Genomic DNA, 18,034 nt, shown 5'->3' with positions numbered 1-18,034 from the left:
AAGGAGCGTTAATGACTGTTGAAGCTGCTGTCGGAGCCAACTGGACCATCGCTCCAGAGTTCACGTTCACGGATGCGGAGCGCGAGGCCCTGGAGTCTTCGCTCGACAGCCTCACCGCCAACCCTTACCGCCTTTACGAGGCGCATCGCTTCCAGGTCGGCCGGCTCATCGCCGAGGGCGTGATCCCGGAGCGTTTCCGTGCCTACGTCGACTCGCTGGCCACCCGCGACCGTACCGCCGAGCCGGTAGTAGTCCTGAAGAACGTCCCTCACGACCGTGATGTCCCGGTGTTCGACTTCGACCAGCCCGTGCGTTCCAAGTACGAGCTGAAGAAGACGTTCGTCGCCGAGGGGTTCCTCGCGCTGTTCGCCCAGCTCGCGAACACCCCGGCCATCGGGTACGTCAACGTCAACGACGGCGATGTCTTCCAGGACATCTACCCGCAGCGGCATCTGCAGGGCAGCCAGTCGCAGAAGGCGCTCAAGCAGATCCACTTCCACAAGGACCTCGCCAACCACTTCGTGCGGCCCGACCAGGTGTACATGGTCGGTATGCGCAGCAACCCCGTGAACGAGGTCTACACCTCGTTCGTCCGGAACATCGACGTCATCGCCGCCTTCACCGAGGAAGAGCTGACGCTGCTGCGCTCCAGCGAGTTCTACACCCCCTTCGACGACCTGAGCACCATGGGTGGCGGACGGGTTCAGCTCGGGGAAGCGGACATGCACCCGATCATCGGCGGACGGGGCCCGGAAGACCTGCGGTTCTTCGAGAACCGGACCGTGGGGGTCACCGAAGCCGCCAAGGCCATCGTCCCCAAGGTCGCCGAAACCCTGCACTCCCTCAAGCGGCGGGTCTTCATCGAGCCAGGCGACTTCGTGATCACGTACAACAACCACACGATCCACGCCAAGGAGGTCCTCAACGTCGGCGACCCCGAGGCGCTGCAGAGCCGCTGGATCATCAAGACGGTGAACGTGGACGACATGGCGCCGCACCAGGGCCACCTGGTCCCCGGCACCGACCACCTGATCAACGGCTGACCACCGTCCGACGAACCCCTGGGGGGATCGCGGTGTCGCTGTGGTTCCCGTCCCCTTCCGGGACGGGAACCACAGTTGGTTCGCCCTCACCACCTCCGAGCCGGATCGCGTCCGCGTCAGAGCATCCGCGGGAGCATGACCGGCTCCGCGGTGAGCTGCGCCGTGATGAGTGCCGAACCGACGGGCGTCAGCACGTGGTTGACCGCCTTGCCAACACGATGGGTGGCGACCAGGCCGCCGTTGCGCAGGGCGGTCACGTGCACGGAGGCGGTGCCCGCGCTGACGCCGAGCCGGTCGGCCAGTTCGGTGGTACCGCAGCCCGCGCCGATGTTGAGGAGCGCCGCCGCGCGACCGCGGCCGAGGAGCGCGCCGAGCCGGGTGGGGGCCACCGCCTCGCTGTCGTCCCAGAGTCGGCGGTGGCCGGACGCCGGGTAGGTGATGACCGTCCCCCACTCGTTCGTCAGGAGTACCCGGGTCCGCTGGAAGACCGAGGGCACCAGGATCAGCCCGCGCCCGGCGCCTCCCGGCGCATCCCGCACTTCTCGCACGGTGAGGCCGGGCAGGTTGTCGACGACCTGGCGGACTCCGAACGCCGCCAGGTTGTGGGCGCGCAGCGCGACATCGGACTCCAGCGCGGTCCTGATCCGGGGCCAGTCGTCGGCGAGGCAGTCCTGGAAGAACTCCCGCGCCGGCTCCTCCAGCGGCCCCAGCGCCGAGAAGTCGGCCTCCTGGCGGCCGGTCGCCGCCCCTTGCCGGCGGAGCAACTGCCCTGCCGTCAACCGAATCCGGTGCTGCACTTCGGCCTGGGGGATGTTGAGCGCGTGCCGGTTTCCGAACTTCAGGCTGTGCCGGAGCCGGCCGCGCAGGGCTGGGTGCTGTCCGCGCAGGACTTCGCTCGCCGCCAGCGCCTCAAGCAGCGGCGAGACGAGGAAGCGGCAACTGGACAGGTCACTCGCTGAAACGCTCAGTACCACCTGGCCGTTGTGCTCCGGTCGAGACGCCACCGGCAGGGGGGTTCGCCGACGGGTCGGCGCCGGCGGGGGCTGAGTAATCGTAGTAGTAGACATCAGCCTTTGCTCATGCGCTCCGCTCTTGGATGGAGATGACGTTCACCAGCTTGTCGAGCTGCTGGATGACCTGCTCCAGGGGGCGTTCGTCCACATCGACGACGATCGTCATCTCGGAGGTGGCGGGTTCGTCGGTGGGACCCACCGACAGCGAGTCGATGTTGAACGCCCGGCGGGAGAAGAGACCGGCTATCCGCGTGAGGGCACCGGACTTGTTCTCGACGCGGACAACGAGTGTGTGCTTCTGCATGGCGTTCCTACTCCTCGTCGTCACCGAAGTCGGGACGGCTGTCGCGCGCGGCCAGGATTTCGTCGTTGGAGGTGCCGGCGGCGACCATCGGCCAGACCATGGCGTCCTCGTGGACGATGAAGTCGATGACGACGGGGGCATCGTTGATCGCCATCGCCTTCTCGATCGTCGCGTCGAGCTGGTCGGGGGATTCGCAGCGCAGCGCGTAGCAGCCCATGGCCTCGGCGAGCTTGACGAAGTCCGGGACGCGGGTGCCCCGGTTGGGTTCCACGTCGGGCGCTTCGCCGGAGTGCAGCACGGTGTTGGAGTACCGCTGCCCGTAGAACAGGGTCTGCCACTGGCGCACCATGCCGAGGACCCCGTTGTTGATGATCGCGACCTTGATCGGGATGTTGTTCAGCGCGCAGGTGACCAGTTCCTGATTGGTCATCTGGAAACAGCCGTCACCGTCGATCGCCCAGACCGCCGCCTCCGGCTTGCCCGCCTTGGCGCCCATCGCGGCCGGGACCGCGTACCCCATCGTGCCCGCGCCGCCGGAGTTGAGCCAGGTGTAGGGCCTGTCGTAGGCGATGAACTGCGAGGCCCACATCTGGTGTTGGCCGACCCCCGCCGCGACGATCGTGTTCTCGTCGGTCAGTTGGCCGATGCGCCGGATGACCTGCTGGGGCGAGAGCTCGCCCGCAGGAGCCGGCTCGTGGCCCAGCGGGTAGGTGCTGCGCCAGCGGTCGAGCTGCTCCCACCACGCCGCGTAGTCGCAGGTCTTTTCGGGGTCCTCCGCGCTCTGAAGTACGTCCCGGACGGCGGCGGTGAGGTCGGTCAGCACCTCACGGGCGTCTCCGACGATCGGAACGTCCGCGAAACGGTTCTTGCCGATCTCGGCGGGATCGATGTCGGCGTGCACGATCGCGGCGTGCGGCGCGAAGCCGTCGAGCCTGCCGGTGACCCGGTCGTCGAACCGAGCGCCCAGGGCGACGATCAGGTCGGCCTTCTGAAGGGCCGTCACCGCGGCGACCGTCCCGTGCATGCCGGGCATGCCCAGGTGTTGCGGATGGCTGTCGGGGAAGGCCCCGATGCCCATGAGCGTCGTAGTAACGGGGATCCGGGCGAGTTCCGCCAGGGCCTTCAACTCGGCGCTCGCCCGTGCCTTGAGCACACCGCCACCGACGTAGAGCACCGGCCGCTCGGCCTCGGCGATCAGGCGGGCGGCTTCGTGGATCCGCCTGGCGTGCGGCTTGGTGACGGGCCGGTAGCCGGGCAGTCGGTGATCCGTCGGCCACCGGAAGACCGTGTCCTTCTGCAGCGCGTCCTTGGTGATGTCGACCAGAACGGGCCCGGGCCGACCGGTGGATGCGATGTGGAAGGCCTCGAAGATCGCGCGGGGAATGTCGTCCGGGTCCGAGACGAGGAAGCTGTGCTTGGTTATGGGCATGGTGATGCCGCAGATATCGGCTTCCTGGAAGGCATCCGTGCCGATCAGTGAACTCGCCACCTGCCCGGTGATGGCCACGATGGGAACCGAATCCATATAGGCGTCGGCAATCGGAGTGACCAGATTGGTCGCTCCCGGGCCGCTCGTCGCCATGCAGACCCCGACTTTCCCGGTGGCCTGGGCGTAGCCGGTCGCGGCGTGGCCCGCACCCTGTTCGTGCCGCGCCAGAACATGGCGCACCTTGGTCGAATCCATGAGGGCGTCGTACGCAGGGGTGATCGCTCCACCTGGGATCCCGAACGCGATATCGACGCCCACTTCCTCAAGAGAACGGACGAGGGACTGAGCCCCCGTCATCGTCTCGCCGGAGTGCGAGGGGACGGGTGTTTCTACGGTCTGAGTCATCGTTCTGTATTTCTGTTCTTGGCGCCGCTCCAGGCGGCAGGAACCGCCTGAGGAACCTGAGTTCCGAGCCCGTCCAGCGGGTGCGACAGCGGATATGTGCTCAGCGAGTACGACTCCGTACGGTGAAATTCCCGACCATACGGCCAGGTCGGGGGGTGTGCCTTCGTTCCGGCATCGTGGCAGGTGTGAGCGCCGATCAAGATCCATCCATATCTGCTCACGGAGGGGCCGACCGGCCGCGATTGCGCACGGAAGTCGTTACTGGATGGGGATCGGATGGAGATCAGACGGAGTGGCGGACGCTCAGGCATCACACATTGATCACGTGAAGCGGCAGGATGTGCCGACACGGAAAGCCGAAACTCGGCGCATGGTCTGCGCCCACCCCTCAGGGCGAACGCGGGTCTGCGTTCACACCTCAGGCATGCGCTGTCCGACGGGCGGGGCCCATCGGCTTGCGTGGTGCGTATCCGCTGGTGAGCGGGTGTTGATCATAAGCACAGGTGATCTACGGAAGGAAACGGGTTCTCAAATGCTGAGAGCCTGTTGTCATTTGCCCCTCAGCCGGTGTAAGCAGAACCGCAATTCCGCGCGGGTGATCTGGGTAGATTTTATCCCGGAAGGCTGATTTATCTCGTCGCCGGGAAGGTCATGGGCCTCTTCGGCCGATCTCGCGACGCATTGCTTCCACGCAGGCGGCCCGGCCGAGACGAATTCGCTCATGGCCATGCGCAACGGCCCCCTCCCTGAAACCTCCGCACGTCACCGCACCCACCCACCACGTCGACTGGACAACCGGCACCCTCCAACTCCTCACCGACACCCACCCCTTGGCCCTACCGCGCCGCCACACCATGGGTGGCGGGCCGTACGCCGCAGGGCTCCAGGACCAGGCGGCCCGCCTCCACCAACACCTCACCGCACACCCCGCGTTGGACTCCACCGACGTCGGGCACTCCCTCGCCACCACCCGCACCCACTTCGACCACCACACCGGCACCGGCACCGGCACCGGCACCGGCACCGGCACCGACCGAGAGTCCCTCCTCGGCCAGCTCGCGCAGGTGACGGCCGACGAGGCGGCACCGAGCGCGGCGCGCGGCCGGGACAAAGTGGGCGAGATCGCCGCCGCGTACGTGGAGGGCTTGCTCTCGCTCGACGACGCCGCGCGCACCGTGGCGCTGCGCAGCCAGGCGCTCCTCGCGATCGCCGACCGCGGCGGCATGCTGTCCGGCGAAGCCGACGCGATCGAGGAGGTGCGCGCCCAACTGGCCGCCGACGGGGTGCGGGCGCGGATCGTGCCGGTCGACTACGCCTCGCACTCGCCCCATGTGGCCGAGTTGCGCAAGGAGTTGACCACGAACCTGGCGGGTCTACGGCTCCGATCGTCGCGGATCCCGTTCTGTCCTCGCTGTTTCGCCTGGGTACGAGTGTGAGCGCGGTGGGCGTGGCGGACGCCCGCGCCTGCGGCCGGGTCGTCAAACTGATCGCCGCGCTGGAGCGGACCTCCGGCCGGGAGGGTCGTGAGGGACTCCACGTGCGGGTCCACCCGGCGATGATCGAGCGCGCCCACCCCCACGCCGCTGTGCCGGTCGCCGACAACGCGGTGCTCGTCGAGGCCGCCGACGCCGGGCCGTCGCTATTCTGCGGCGCGGGCACCGACGGGGTGCCCACCTTCAGCTTCAGCGCGGTCATCGGCGACGTGGTGACGGCGGGGCGCAGAAGGCTGCTCGGCCACTACGACGCCGCGCCTGCGGCCGCCGCTGCGGAGCACCCGGGTTCCCTGCCCGGCCCGCGCACCCGCTACCACCTCCGCGTCCCCGTCGGCGACGGCGCGGCGGCGCTCGGCGAGGTCACCGCCGCACTGCGGACCGAGGGGCCGGAGGTCCTGGCGGCCTGTCACGCTGCCCGCCTGGCCGCGCGGAAGGGCTGCGAGCTGCTGACCGTGGCGCGCGCTGCGAACTGCTACCGCTCGACGCGGGAGGCCGGGCTCCGAGGCCCACTGCGCGCGCTCTGAGGCGCCGGGCGGACAAAGTCTGCGGAATTCGGAGCGGCAATCCCGCACCGCCAGGGATTTGCCGCTCCGGATTTTTCTCCAACTCCCCCGGAGAGCCCGGTCAGAGGCAGTACACATTTTGTCCCCAGGGACAAGAAATACCGTACTTGTCCTGCCCTCCGGGCGATCTGCACGATGAACTCATGACAGAAGAAACGTCGGATCCCCGCCTCTGGGCGGTCCTTGTCGTGCTGTTGGCCGGAATGCTCATGGGAGGCATGGACCTCACCATCCTCAACATCGCACTGCCCACGGTGGGCCGGGAATTAGTGCCGTCGAGCTCCGAACTGCTGTGGATCATGGACGGCTACGCGCTCACCGTCGCGGCGACGCTGGTGGTGTGCTCCACGCCGGGAGACCGGCTCGGGCGCAAACGGATCCTCATGACCGGGGTGACCGTCTTCGCGCTCGCCTCGCTCGCGGCGGCCCTCTCCTCCGCGCCGGGACAGCTCATCGCGGCCAGGGCCGTCCAGGGACTCGGCTATTCGATGATGCTGTCGAGCACGGTGGTCATCATCCGGGTCGTCTTCCCGGTCGCCCGCGAACGGTCGCTGGCGTACGGGCTGTGGGTGGCCAGTTCCAGCACGGGCGCGGCGCTCGGGCCGGTGCTCGGCGGCCGCCTCGCAACCCGCCCCGGCGGAGCAGGAGTCGACGATCTGAGAGCACCGTCCCCGGCAGCGGCCATCTTGCGGATCGGCGTACGCCCCTCGCGAGATGGCCGCATTCGGGCTGCCGGTCGGACCACCCGGCCGGAAAGCCCAAGGACGCCGTGCGCATTGCCGGGGCCGGTCGGGGGGGCAGGTCACGCCGCCGAGGAATCGGGAACGTCCGCAACGGTGCTGCGGACCTGCTCTCGGTAGTAGTTGCCCCACTCCTCCAACTGCCCCACCAGGCCGCGCAGGCTTATGCCGATCTCGGTCAGCGAGTACTCCACGCGCGGCCGCATGTTCCTCCCACTATCCGTCCCCCGCCGATCTCTGCACGGCATCCCAATATCCCCATGCTAACTACACCCACCTGAAGGGAAATTGGCCGAACCGGCCATGTTGGAAGCCGGGAGGTCCACACCAGAACGCCTGCACAGCACCGAGTCCGGAATGCCCCACCCCTCGGGGAGCCCACCTCTCCTCCACACCTCGGCCCCATAAGACGCGGCACCTACCGCCAAGTGCCGGCTCGACCCAGCAAGTCCTTGAGCGAGAAGCCGGCATCCTCATGGTTGATACCGCCGCCCGGCCGTCGGAGCGGGGCTTCCCCGCCTCGGCAAGGACCACGCGGCCGTCACCCTTCGTAGATCCTCCGTCGCTTCGCGTCAAACGGAGAGCACGATTGGAACCCCTCACTTGCTAAGGCTTCATTAACGACGTTTCAGCAGGTCAGGCGGGCAAAACCAGCGTAAAACGGATGACCCGAAGATTGGGGCTCCCCAACGACCACATCGTGGGCTTAACTTATGTGCCATGACCTCCCCCCGCTCCACCTATGGCGGCGGTTACTACTCCGCGCCGTTCTTCCCGGACACCCCCATCTACGACTCCCTCGTCGCAGAACGGGGTACGCCTCAGATCGCCCCGATCCGAGTGCCTTCCCTCTATGACACCGGCAGCAGCTACCTGCCGGCGCTTCCCTCGGCGCTGCCCGCACTGCCGGCCGCCCCTTCGCAGCCGAGCCCCTCCTACTCCTCGTCGTACGGGTACCAGCAGCAGATGCAGCAGCCGGTGCCGCTGCAGCACGCGCCCGCCCCGTACATTCCGCAGCAGCCCTCGGCCCCGCGCGGCTACCAGGGGCAGCAGGCCATGCCGCAGCGGCCGATGCAGGGCACCGGGTACGAGGCCATGCGGCCGGCCGCGCCCCGGCCGGCGCCCGCACCGTACGAGGATCCGTACAACCGGCCCTACCAAGGCACCGGGTACTGATCAAGAGCGGGACCGGCCGCCCGGACGCTTGTCCGAGGCGGCTGGCAGGATGTGTTCATGAGCAGTGCACTTGACGCAGTTGTCCACGGGATTCACATTCATCCCGTCAAGTCGGTCGGGGGATACGACACGGCACAAGCGGCGGTCGAGCCATGGGGGCTCGCCGGGGACCGCCGCTGGATGCTGGTGGACACGCACGGCACGGCCGTCACTCAACGCGAGCGGCCGGCCCTCGCCCTGAGCAGTGCCGCCACACTGCCGGGCGGAGGCGTGCGGCTTTCCGCGCCGGGACGCGACGACCTGGTCGTCGAGCCGCCGCAGCCGATGGCCGCCGTCGGCGTCACGCTCTTCGGCAACAAGTTCGAGGCGGTGACCGCCGCCGATGAGGCCCACGCGTGGTTCAGCGCCTATCTGGGCACCGAGGTCCGGCTCATGCACCTCGACGACCCGGCGCGCCGCAGGGCCATCAACCCCAAGTACGCGCCGAACGGCGAGACGGTCAGCTTCGCCGACGGATACCCGCTCCAGATCGCCACGCGCGCCTCGCTCGACGCCCTCAACTCGCTGATCGCGCAGGGCGACGACCCCGCCGAGGGCCCCCTGCCGATGAACCGGTTCCGGCCCAATGTGGTCCTCGACGGGACAGATGCCTGGGCCGAGGACACCTGGTCACGGATATCGATCGGCGAGGTCACCTTCCGGGTGGCGAAGCCCTGCGGGCGCTGCGTCATCACCACCACCGACCAGGCCACCGCGGAGCGCGGCAGGGAGCCGCTGCGCACCCTGGCCCGGCACCGCCGGATCGGCGGCTCGCTGGCGTTCGGCGTCCTGGTCATTCCCGAGGACACCGGCACCATCCGCATCGGTGACACGCTGAAGGTGCTCGCATAGCTCTGCGCCACGCGGGAACTCCTGTGGGTGGCAGACGCGTTGGACAGGGCAAGCCGGGTGGATCAGATCCCTGTTCGTGCCACCCGCGCGCCTGCCGTCCCGCCGGGGCGGCACGAAGCGGAAGGGGGTGCGTGGCCCGTGCGAGCCATTACGGGAGTGTGGCGTTGGCGGCACAATCCGCTGCGCCGCCGCACCGACTTCGCGGAGGCCCATCTGGCGCTCGTGGCCTTGGTGCTCATGGTGTTCGCCGCGCCGGCGGTGGGGGTGCTCTGCGGATCCCTCACGGATGCGAGCCTGCGCCAGGCGGTCACCGAGCAGCGCCGCCATCGCCATGTGACCTCGGCCGTGGTGGTGCGCCGGGCCGAGCAGCGCGCGCCGGTCTCCGAGCCCGACGGCTCGATGGGCCGCGCCGCCCGCACCCGAGTGATCGCCAACTGGACGGCGTACGACGGCAGTTCACACAGCGGGACGCTGGCCTCGCCGCTGAAGGCGCCCGCTCCCGGCGCCACTTTTCACATATGGACCGACGACCACGGGCGCCCGGCGCCCCGGCCGATGGCGCTGTCCGCGGCCGACACACATGCCGTGTTCTCGGGGATCTGCGCGGCCGCGGCGGCCGCCGGGCTCGTCGAGGGCGTACGGCGGTTGATCGTATGGCGGCTGATACGCCGGCGGTACGAGCGACTGGACCGGGCGTGGGCCCGATACGGTCCGGACTGGGGCCGTACCGGCGCAGGCAGCTGACCGGTCAACTCACCGGCCCCGCGCGCGCTACGGTGGACCATCAGTCGCACAAACCAGGTCACGGTCGAGGTGTGTGCGAGGTCGCACGCACGAGGTGGGGGCACGGCAGCACCATGGCTCAGGGCACGGTCCAGGTGACGCACACGGGCACGTCGAGGTGGCGCCGCCGCACGGGTGAGTACGCCTCTCTGGCCGCGGCCCTGGAGGCCGCCGGCGACGGGGACGTCCTGACCGTCGCCCCGGGCACCTACCGGGAGAATCTGGTACTGCGCCGCTCCGTGACGCTGCGCGGCCCCGAGGGCGCGGTCGGCTCGGTCCGGATCGCACCGGCCGACGGCGTGGCGCTGACCGTGCGCGCCTCGGCAACCGTGCGGGACCTGTACCTGGAGGGCCAGGACGCGGCGGCGCCCGCGCTGCTCGTGGAGGACGGTGCGCCCGAGCTCGTCGATCTGCGGGTGGTGACGCGCTCCGCGGTGGGCATCGAGGTGCGGGGCGGGGCGCGGCCCACGGTGCGGCGCTGCACGGTGGACAACCCCGGCGGCGTCGGCATCGGGGTATTCGACGGTGCGGGCGGCGTGTTCGAGGAGTGCGAGGTCGTCGCGGCCGGGCAGTCCGGGGTCTCGGTACACAGCGGCGGGCACCCCCGGCTTGAACGCTGCCGGGTGCACCACTCCAGCGGCGCCGGGCTGGCCGTCAGCGGCGAGGGCAGCGGGCTTGAGGCGCTCGGCTGCGAGGTGTACGAGATCAAGGGCGCCGGGGCGCAGATCGCCTCGCGCGCCTCGGCCCACCTCACCGACTGCACGGTGCACCGCACTTCGGCCGACGGCATCACCCTGGACACCGACGCGGTGCTCACGCTGGCCGACTGCGACATCCACGACATCCCGGAGAACGCGGTCGACCTGCGCTCGCGCTCCGTGCTCACACTGACCCGCACCAAGGTCCGCCGCTTCGGGCGCAACGGCCTGTCGGTGTGGGACCCGGGCACCCGGGTGGACGCCAACCAGTGCGAGATCCACGACAGCACGGGCGACTATCCGGCGGTGTGGGTCAGCGACGGCGCGACCGCGGTCCTGGAGGGCTGCCGCGTCCATGACGTACCGGACGCGATCTTCGTGCTCGACCGGGGCTCGCGCGCCGATGTCGTCGACAGCGATCTCACCCAGGTCCGCAACACCGCCGTGTCGGTGAGCGACGGCGCGACCGCGCAGCTCGACGACTGCCGGATCAGGGAGGCGTCCACCGGCGCCTGGTTCCGCGACCACGGCAGCGGCGGCACGCTCGCGGGCTGCACCATCGACGGCGCGCAGACCGGCGTCATCGTCACCAAGGGCGCCGACCCGCGCATCGAGCGCGTCACGGTCACCTCCCCCGCCGAGGCCGGGTTCTACGTCTCCGCCGAGGGCCGGGGCACCTTCCACGGCTGCCGGGTGACCGGCAGCGGCGGCTTCGGCTTCCACGTCATCGACGGCTGTCGTACGACACTGACGCGCTGCCGCACCGAGCGCTGTGCGCGCCGGGGCTATGAGTTCTCCGAGGACGGCGCGGTCGTCGAGGACTGCACGAGCGACGAGAGCGGCGTCAAGGCGGGCGCCGCCGAACCGCCCGCAGTGCAGAGCGCGACGCAGACCATGGGGCTGCTCTCCGCCGTCCCCGGCCCGCGCCCCGTCGAGCCCCCGGCGGTGGAGCCGGTGACCGAGCCCGCGCGCACTTCAGGGGCTGTGCTCGGCGAGCTGGACACGCTGGTGGGCCTGGAGAGCGTCAAGCGCGAGGTGCGGGCGCTCACCGACATGATCGAGGTCGGCCGCAAGCGGCAGCAGGCCGGCCTCAAGGCGGCCTCGGTCCGCCGCCACCTCGTCTTCACCGGCTCCCCCGGCACCGGCAAGACCACGGTGGCGCGTCTGTACGGGGAGATCCTGGCCTCCCTCGGCGTCCTGGAGCGCGGTCATCTCGTCGAGGTGTCCCGCGTCGACCTGGTGGGCGAGCACATCGGGTCCACCGCGATCCGCACCCAGGAGGCCTTCGACCGGGCGCGCGGCGGGGTGCTGTTCATCGACGAGGCGTACGCCCTGTCCCCCGAGGACTCGGGCCGCGACTTCGGGCGTGAGGCCATCGACACGCTGGTGAAGCTGATGGAGGACCACCGCGAGGCGGTGGTGGTCATCGTCGCCGGGTACACGGCCGAGATGGAGCGGTTCCTGAGCGTCAACCCCGGTGTGGCGTCCCGGTTCTCACGGACCATCAGGTTCTCGGACTACTCCCCCGAGGAGCTCCTTCGCATCGTGGAGCAGCAGGCCGACGAGCACGAGTACCGGCTCGGCTCCGGCACCGCGGAGTGCCTCCTCAAGTACTTCACGGTGCTGCCCAGGGGCGCCGCGTTCGGCAACGGGCGCACCGCGCGCCAGACGTTCGAGTCGATGGTGGAGCGGCACGCGGGCCGGGTCGCCCAGCTGGCCGAGGCCAGCACCGACGATCTGACCCTGCTCTACCCGGACGATCTGCCCGAACTGCTCTGATCGACCCGCTGGTTCGGCACGCCGCTGGCCAGCTCGGCCAGGAGCAGGGCGCGTTCGCGGCTGAAGGCCGGGTCGGCCTGGTAGTCGGAGTGGCCCAGTATCGGGGCGGGCAGCGGGTGTTCGCGGGTGCGTCCGTAGGCGAGCGGGTCGAGCAGCGGGCCCCTGTCGACGTCGTCGCCGGTCAGGACGGGTCCGCCGATGGGGTCGGTGGCGCGCCACAGGTTCCGCCAGCAGTGCACCTCCTGGTGGAGGGCCTGGAGCGGCGCGGGGCCGAAGTAGGTGGGGAACCAGCGTCCGTAGAGCCGCTCGACGGGGCAGCCGTAGGTGAGCAGGGCGACCCGGCGCCGGGTGGCGGCGGGCAGTTGCCAGACGGCGGCCGCGGCGAGCACGCTGCCCTGCGAGTGGCCGGAGATCACGAGGCGGCCGCCGGTGCGTTCGGTCCAGGTGTTCATGCGCCAGGCGAGGTCGGGCACGGCCCGCTCGGCGTAGCAGGGCGGCGCGAAGGGGTGTGCGGCGCGCGGCCAGAAGGTGCCGACGTCCCACAGGATGCCGACGGTGCGGCGGGCCGCCGCGTCCTTGTAGGCGCGCCGGCCCCAGGTGACGAAGAGCAGGAAGCCGAAGCCGGTGCACCAGGAGCCGAGCGACTGGGCGGCGTCGGCGGCGAAGGCGATGGGGGTCGCCGCTCCGTCGGCCGCCTGCTCCGGTACGTCGCTGGTCCACCACGCGCCGACGAGGGCCGCGGCGCCGAGCAACAGGGACGCGCCGGAGACGATGCCGAGGAAGACGGGCGCGTGGTCGGTGAGCCCGGCCATCGCGCGGGCGCTCGCGATCTGGCGGGTGCGGGCGGTGTCGGGCTGTTCACCGGGGTAGTCCGCCATGACGCGCGGGGCGTCGGCGCGGGCGGTGCGCCACGTGCGTACGGCGAAGAACAGCACGACGGGGATCAGCAGGGCCAGCAGGACGGGGATCACCGAGGCCTGCCACGTCAGCAGCGCGGGCGGCCCGTTGAAGGACGCCCGGTGGATGGCGCCGTGGTCCACCCAGTCGGCGACGCGCTGGGCCACGCCGCCCGTCATCACGCCGCCGAGCGCGCAGGCGAGCATGGCGACGGCGGGGCCGCCGAGTCCGCCCAGGGCGGTGCGTTCCCCCGGTGCCCGGCGTCGCAGGTGCCGGGCCACGGCGGCGAGCGCGGTGATCAACACCCCTTGGGCGAAGGTCAGGAAGCCGAAGGCGCGGTCGCCGGGCAGGGTGCCGGAGGAAGCCCAGTCGGAGCGGTCCCAGGCCGCGTACACCATGGCGAGGGCGAGCAGGGCGAGCGAGGTGACGGGCAGCCAGGCGGTGACGGCCCGGTCGAGCTGCTCGTCGAGATGCGTTTCGGTACGTCCCCTGCGGCACACCACCCACACCACAACCAGCCCCGCGACAGCGAGAGTTGACTCCAGGAGCAGGCCCAGGGTCTCGAATACGGCGCTGGTGGCGGCACGGTCGTAGCGGGCTGCGGCGGCCGTCACGCCCGCGGCGGTGGTCAGGAACCCGGCGGCGGTGTGGGCGGCGCGGAGCCGCGCCACCAGACGCCTGCCGTACCAGAATCCGGGCCTGCTGAAGGCGGGCTTGACGGCCTCGACGGGGTCGGCGGCAGGCTCGGCGTTCAGCGGCTGCTGGGACTCGTACGCGCTCCAGGTGCGGTTGGAGAGGTACCAGAGCAGGAAGGTCAGACCCGCGGGCGCGAGCGCCGCGAGGGCCAGGCGGCGGCCGGGCTGTGACCACCAGCCGTGGTGGGCGACGGAGGTGAAGCCCAGCCAGTACCAGGACCGCGAGCAGGCGGCCGAGCCCGCGCACTGCCAGGCCGTGAGGTCGAGCGCGACCTCGCAGGCGGCGGCCACCAACAGCACGGTGAGGCTGAGCGCGATGAGCCGCACCAGGACCCCGTACAGCCGGATCGCCCAGTGCGGCTCCTTGGCGGGCGGCCGCATCCAGTGCGCGAGGTTGATCACCATGAACGGCAGCAGGAGCAGCCACAGGGCGCGGGCGCTGTTGCCGGAGGTCAGGTTGCACCAGACGTACGCCTCGGGCACCGGCCGGTCGCGGTAGCGCTCGGGGTGGGCTTCGGCGTCGGCGTCCTCGCTGCGCCGGTAGATCGCGGCGGTGTCGTCGCCGGTGACGCACACGGTGCGGGGGGCGTCGAGCATCTTCTGCGGTGTGGTCCCCCCGACGCCGTGGACCAGCAGTTCGAGGGCGGGGCCGCCGCTCTCGGCTGCTGGGGCACCGGCCTGGGCGGCGGGTGTGGCACGGGACACTTCTGCGACTCGCTCTCGTGACGGCAGGATCGGCGGCGCGAATGGCACGGACATTCAGGATCTCGGATCCGGGTGCCCTGGTGCAGTGCTCTCACGGAATCTCCCCGTGACAGGATGGGGTGTCCGTAGCCGGGGGTGCAGATGTGCCCGGCGAGTGTGTTCGACGATGTGGAAGGGGCCGGCCCGGCAGTGAGCGACCACCAGAATCTGCTCGCGGAGCAGCGTCGCGCGCTGATCCTCGATGAGGTCAGACGGCGTGGCGGGGTCCGGGTCAACGAGCTCACCCGGAAACTCAACGTCTCCGACATGACGGTCCGCCGGGATCTGGACGCCCTTGCGCGCCAGGGCGTGATCGAGAAGGTGCACGGCGGGGCGGTGCCCGTCGCGGAGGCCACGGCGCACGAGCCCGGCTTCGAGGCGAAGTCGACCCTTGAGCTGAGCGCCAAGCAGGACATCGCGCGGGAGGCAGCCAGGATGGCCGTGCCCGGCAGCGCGATCGCGCTGGCCGGCGGCACGACGGCGTACGCGCTCGCCCAGCAGCTGGTGGACGTGCCGGAGCTGACGGTGGTGACCAACTCGGTGCAGGTCGCCGATGTGTTCCACGCCGCCCAGCGCTCACCCGCGGGCTCCGGCCCGCGTCCGGGGGCCGCGACCGTGGTCCTCACGGGCGGGGTGCGGACACTCTCCGACACGCTGGTGGGGCCGGTCGCCGACGCGGCGATCCGTTCGCTCCACTTCGATGTGCTGTTCATCGGGGTGCACGGCATCTCGATGGAGGCCGGGCTCTCCACGCCCAACCTCGCGGAGGCGGAGACCAACCGGCGCTTCGTGCACTCCGCGCGGCGGGTCGTGGTGATCGCGGACCACACCAAGTGGGGGACGGTGGGGCTGAGTTCGTTCGCCTCGCTCGACCAGGTCGACTCCCTTGTGACGGACGCGGGCCTGTCGGACCGGTCCCGCGAGGAGATGACCGAGCATCTGCGCGACCTCGTCGTGGCGGGGGAGATCCCCGACAACGGCGTCGAGACCGGCGGCTCCGCAGACTTCTGACGGTCCGCCAGTTATGGTGTGCGGGCCTTGCCGCGCCGGATTCGTACGGCTGTCGCGTACGCGATCCGGTGCGGGCCCGCCCACGAGGGTCCTCGCTCATCCGACCGCCCGGAGGTATGCGTCATGGCTCGCCGACTCAGGTCCGTGGAACTCGACTTCGCCGAGTCGGCGCCGGTGCGGCTGGTGTTCACGGCCCGCGTCTCGGCCGGGCCCGGGGCCGTCTATCGCGCGCTCGCCGAGGAGGTGTCCGAGATGCCCGCCTGGTTCTCCTCCGTCGCCGCGGCCCGGCCCCTGGACGGCGGAGCCGGGCGCGAGATCAGGCTGCGGGGCGGGGTGTTCTTCCGCGAGACGATCATGGCGAAGGTCCCGGGCGAGCGCTACGCCTACCGGATCGACGAGACCAACACCCCGGGCATGGGGGCCCTGTTGGAGGACTGGCGGCTCACTCCGGCCGGCTCCGGGACCACCGTGCGCTGGACGATGGCGAGCGACGGCCCCGCACTGTTCCGCCTGGCTTTGCGGGCGGCAGGGCCGGGCATCGGCCAGTCCTTCAAGGGCGCGATGCGCAAGCTGGACCGTCGCCTCACGGGTTCGCAGACCACCTGAGCCACCTCAACTCCCCCTGTATCAACGGCTGGTGACGGAGCGCCATATCTCGTCGAGGGTGTCGGGCGTGAGCCCCTCGTCGGAGCGGGCGGCCACGAAACCGTCCGGGCGGACGAGCAGCGCACCCCCCGGGGGCAGTCCGACCAGGCCCGGCCAGGCGCCCTCACCGTCACGCAGTACGGCCTGCTCCGCAGCCAAGTCCGCGTCCACTCCTCGAATGTGATGGACCGTCACCGGCAGTGCCTTGGCCGCGTCGGCCCAGGCGGCGTCCCCTTCGGCGTCGCCGCCGGTGAGCAGGGTGAAACCCGGGCCGCACAGGTCGAGAGTGGACAGGCGGCCGCCGTCGCGGTCGAGCCAGAGGTGCGGGGTGCGGGTGCCGGTCTGGCCCGCGAGCAGGTCGACCGTGTCCCCGGCCGGGGTGCCGTGGACGGCGGCGGACGCGTACTGGAAGCGGGTCATGATCTCGCCGGTGCCCAGCTGGCGGTCCAGCGCCTCGGCGTTCCGCGGGGTGCGGATGCCGTACCGAGCGAGGAACTCGGTGCGCAGCCAGGCCTGTTCGGCGACGAGCAGGCCGCGCGGGCGGCGCTCGGGCTCGTATGTGTCCAGGAGGGCGTCGGGCGCTTCCGCGCGCAGGACCGCGGCCAGTTTCCAGGCCAGGTTGTGCACGTCGGCGATGCCCGTGTTGGCGCCAAAGCCGCCCCAGGGGGCGTGCCGGTGGGCCGCGTCGCCGGCCAGGAAGACCCGGCCGCCGCGGTAGGCGTCGGCGACCGCGGTGCCGGTGTCCCAGGCGGCGCGGGCGAGCAGGTCGATGCGGAGCCCGGGGTCGTCGGCGCCGATGGCGGTGCGCAGCAGGGCGACGCACCGCTCGTCGGGGTAGTCGCGCGGGCTCTCGTGCGCCGGGTCGTAGGCGAGGTGGAAGGACCACTCGTCGGTGTTGTTCTTGGCCAGGAACAGGCCGGACACCTCGGGGCCGGTGATCTCGCACTGGCTGAAGGTGCGGTCGCGCACCAGCTCGGTGAGGTCGGCGCGGAAGTAGAGGTTGAGGTAGTGGTGGGTGGCGGGGCGGGTGGTGCTGGTGATGCCCAGGGTGGTGCGGATCGGGCTGCCCGCGCCGTCGGCCGCCAGGAGGTAGTCGGCGTACACGGTGTCGGTGCGGCCCGTGGTCCGATCCGTGAGGGTGGCGGTCACCCGGTCGTCGTCCTGGGTGAACGCGGTCAGCTCGGTGCCGAAGCGGATGTCGCCGCCGCGCTGTTCGGCCAGTTCGCGCAGGACGGGTTCGAGGAGCACCTGGGGGCAGAAGCAGAAGGCGGAGGGGCTTTCGTCGGCGCCGACCATGGCGCCGGTGGCGAACACGTGGCGCAGGTCGAGCGCCTCGGATTCGGCGATGCTCCGGCCCCTTCGCGCGCCGCCGAACCTGCCCATTTTGAGGGCGGACGCGCTCGCGGCCTGTACGGCGTCCTCGACGCCGAGCTGCCGGAAGATCTCCACGGCGCGGGTGTGCATGCCGCGCGAGCGGGGCAGCACCGTCGGCTCGGTGTTGCGCTCCACCAGGACGTAGTCGACCCCGTGGTACTCCAGGCACAGGGCGGCGGTCAGGCCCACCAGTCCCCCGCCGACGATCAGTACAGATGGCATGACAGCTCCCCGTGTTCCCCGTGCCGTTCAGTGGATCTTTCCCACCGTAGACAGCAAAGTCGCCGTCGGGGGCAAACTGCGGGTCAACGCTGCGGCGGGCTCAACACGGCGTCGGCGGGCGGTAGTTGA

At 70.6% G+C, this 18,034-nt stretch carries 15 protein-coding genes and 1 pseudogene; 10 read left to right on the top strand and 6 right to left on the bottom strand.

Annotated elements, in window-relative coordinates; all coding sequences use genetic code 11:
* Positions 1-11: 11 nt before the first annotated feature.
* A complete protein-coding gene (locus OHA17_RS34385) occupies positions 12-1,043 on the top strand; it encodes a hypothetical protein (RefSeq protein WP_398878101.1) in 1,032 nt (343 codons plus the stop codon).
* A gap of 116 nt (positions 1,044-1,159) precedes the next feature.
* Here OHA17_RS34385 and OHA17_RS34380 read toward each other — a convergent pair whose 3' ends face one another.
* The 3 genes and pseudogenes from OHA17_RS34380 to OHA17_RS34370 form a co-directional block, all read right to left on the bottom strand.
* Complete coding sequence (locus tag OHA17_RS34380) at positions 1,160-2,047, bottom strand: hypothetical protein (RefSeq protein WP_406509726.1); 888 nt, start codon at positions 2,045-2,047, stop codon at positions 1,160-1,162.
* A gap of 85 nt (positions 2,048-2,132) precedes the next feature.
* Positions 2,133-2,360: pseudogene (gene ilvN, locus OHA17_RS34375) on the bottom strand (acetolactate synthase small subunit); the annotation flags it as partial.
* 7 nt (positions 2,361-2,367) lie between these two features.
* Complete coding sequence (locus OHA17_RS34370) at positions 2,368-4,401, bottom strand: acetolactate synthase large subunit (protein ID WP_406509725.1); 2,034 nt, start codon at positions 4,399-4,401, stop codon at positions 2,368-2,370.
* A gap of 623 nt (positions 4,402-5,024) precedes the next feature.
* Between OHA17_RS34370 and OHA17_RS34365 the strand changes: the two genes are divergently transcribed.
* The 3 genes from OHA17_RS34365 to OHA17_RS34355 all read left to right on the top strand — a co-directional run bounded on the left by OHA17_RS34365 (position 5,025) and on the right by OHA17_RS34355 (position 7,110).
* Positions 5,025-5,630, top strand: coding sequence for a hypothetical protein (locus OHA17_RS34365; protein WP_406509724.1), 606 nt, complete (start codon positions 5,025-5,027; stop codon positions 5,628-5,630).
* Positions 5,627-6,211: a hypothetical protein gene (locus OHA17_RS34360; RefSeq protein ID WP_406509723.1), complete on the top strand. Its 585-nt coding sequence runs from the start codon at positions 5,627-5,629 to the stop codon at positions 6,209-6,211. Before OHA17_RS34365 ends, OHA17_RS34360 begins: the two co-directional genes overlap by 4 nt.
* Positions 6,212-6,393: 182 nt before the next feature.
* Positions 6,394-7,110 (top strand): MFS transporter, encoded by a 717-nt coding sequence (locus tag OHA17_RS34355; RefSeq protein WP_406509722.1) that lies wholly within the window; start codon positions 6,394-6,396, stop codon positions 7,108-7,110.
* On the opposite strand, the gene OHA17_RS34350 is transcribed toward OHA17_RS34355, so the two are convergent.
* Positions 7,053-7,196, bottom strand: a complete 144-nt coding sequence (locus tag OHA17_RS34350; RefSeq protein WP_406509721.1) for a winged helix-turn-helix transcriptional regulator — start codon at positions 7,194-7,196, stop codon at positions 7,053-7,055. The two genes, OHA17_RS34355 and OHA17_RS34350, sit on opposite strands and share 58 nt — an antisense overlap.
* A gap of 514 nt (positions 7,197-7,710) precedes the next feature.
* On the opposite strand from OHA17_RS34350, the gene OHA17_RS34345 reads away from it, so the two are divergent.
* The 4 genes from OHA17_RS34345 to OHA17_RS34330 all read left to right on the top strand — a co-directional run bounded on the left by OHA17_RS34345 (position 7,711) and on the right by OHA17_RS34330 (position 12,317).
* A complete protein-coding gene (locus tag OHA17_RS34345) occupies positions 7,711-8,166 on the top strand; it encodes a DUF6643 family protein (protein WP_398878088.1) in 456 nt (151 codons plus the stop codon).
* Positions 8,167-8,223: 57 nt separating this feature from the next.
* On the top strand, positions 8,224-9,057 hold the full coding sequence (locus OHA17_RS34340; protein WP_406509720.1) for an MOSC domain-containing protein: 834 nt from the start codon (positions 8,224-8,226) through the stop codon (positions 9,055-9,057).
* A gap of 138 nt (positions 9,058-9,195) precedes the next feature.
* Positions 9,196-9,801 carry a hypothetical protein gene (locus tag OHA17_RS34335; protein ID WP_406509719.1) on the top strand — a complete coding sequence of 202 codons (606 nt, stop codon included), beginning with the start codon at positions 9,196-9,198 and terminating at the stop codon, positions 9,799-9,801.
* Between the two features lie 113 nt (positions 9,802-9,914).
* Positions 9,915-12,317, top strand: a complete 2,403-nt coding sequence (locus OHA17_RS34330; RefSeq protein WP_406509718.1) for a right-handed parallel beta-helix repeat-containing protein — start codon at positions 9,915-9,917, stop codon at positions 12,315-12,317.
* On the opposite strand, the gene OHA17_RS34325 is transcribed toward OHA17_RS34330, so the two are convergent.
* Positions 12,287-14,668, bottom strand: coding sequence for a hypothetical protein (locus tag OHA17_RS34325; RefSeq protein ID WP_406509717.1), 2,382 nt, complete (start codon positions 14,666-14,668; stop codon positions 12,287-12,289). The genes OHA17_RS34330 and OHA17_RS34325 overlap by 31 nt on opposite strands.
* Positions 14,669-14,803: 135 nt before the next feature.
* Here OHA17_RS34325 and OHA17_RS34320 point away from each other — a divergent pair, with 135 nt between their 5' ends.
* Positions 14,804-15,664, top strand: coding sequence for a DeoR/GlpR family DNA-binding transcription regulator (locus OHA17_RS34320; protein ID WP_406509716.1), 861 nt, complete (start codon positions 14,804-14,806; stop codon positions 15,662-15,664).
* A 123-nt stretch (positions 15,665-15,787) separates the two neighbouring features.
* Complete coding sequence (locus OHA17_RS34315; RefSeq protein ID WP_406509715.1) at positions 15,788-16,270, top strand: SRPBCC family protein; 483 nt, start codon at positions 15,788-15,790, stop codon at positions 16,268-16,270.
* A 21-nt stretch (positions 16,271-16,291) separates the two neighbouring features.
* On the opposite strand, the gene OHA17_RS34310 is transcribed toward OHA17_RS34315, so the two are convergent.
* Positions 16,292-17,905, bottom strand: a complete 1,614-nt coding sequence (locus OHA17_RS34310) for an FAD-dependent monooxygenase (protein WP_406509714.1) — start codon at positions 17,903-17,905, stop codon at positions 16,292-16,294.
* Between the last annotated feature and the right edge of the window lie 129 nt (positions 17,906-18,034).

This window comes from Streptomyces sp. NBC_00212 (genome assembly GCF_045206365.1).
Lineage (GTDB): Bacteria > Actinomycetota > Actinomycetes > Streptomycetales > Streptomycetaceae > Streptomyces.
Note: the sequence above shows the minus strand (reverse complement) of the source record. Positions and strands in the feature narration are given on the sequence as shown.

Excerpts from the sequence above, each read along its gene's own strand:
- OHA17_RS34345 (WP_398878088.1), top strand. The coding sequence starts at position 7,711 with ATGACCTCCCCCCGCTCCACCTATGGCGGCGGTTACTACTCCGCGCCG.
- OHA17_RS34355 (WP_406509722.1), top strand. The coding sequence starts at position 6,394 with ATGACAGAAGAAACGTCGGATCCCCGCCTCTGGGCGGTCCTTGTCGTG.
- OHA17_RS34385 (WP_398878101.1), top strand. The coding sequence starts at position 12 with ATGACTGTTGAAGCTGCTGTCGGAGCCAACTGGACCATCGCTCCAGAG.
- OHA17_RS34310 (WP_406509714.1), bottom strand. The coding sequence starts at position 17,905 with ATGCCATCTGTACTGATCGTCGGCGGGGGACTGGTGGGCCTGACCGCC.
- OHA17_RS34370 (WP_406509725.1), bottom strand. The coding sequence starts at position 4,401 with ATGGATCTTGATCGGCGCTCACACCTGCCACGATGCCGGAACGAAGGC.
- OHA17_RS34330 (WP_406509718.1), top strand. The coding sequence starts at position 9,915 with ATGGCTCAGGGCACGGTCCAGGTGACGCACACGGGCACGTCGAGGTGG.
- OHA17_RS34325 (WP_406509717.1), bottom strand. The coding sequence starts at position 14,668 with ATGTCCGTGCCATTCGCGCCGCCGATCCTGCCGTCACGAGAGCGAGTC.
- OHA17_RS34340 (WP_406509720.1), top strand. The coding sequence starts at position 8,224 with ATGAGCAGTGCACTTGACGCAGTTGTCCACGGGATTCACATTCATCCC.
- OHA17_RS34315 (WP_406509715.1), top strand. The coding sequence starts at position 15,788 with ATGGCTCGCCGACTCAGGTCCGTGGAACTCGACTTCGCCGAGTCGGCG.
- OHA17_RS34350 (WP_406509721.1), bottom strand. The coding sequence starts at position 7,196 with ATGCGGCCGCGCGTGGAGTACTCGCTGACCGAGATCGGCATAAGCCTG.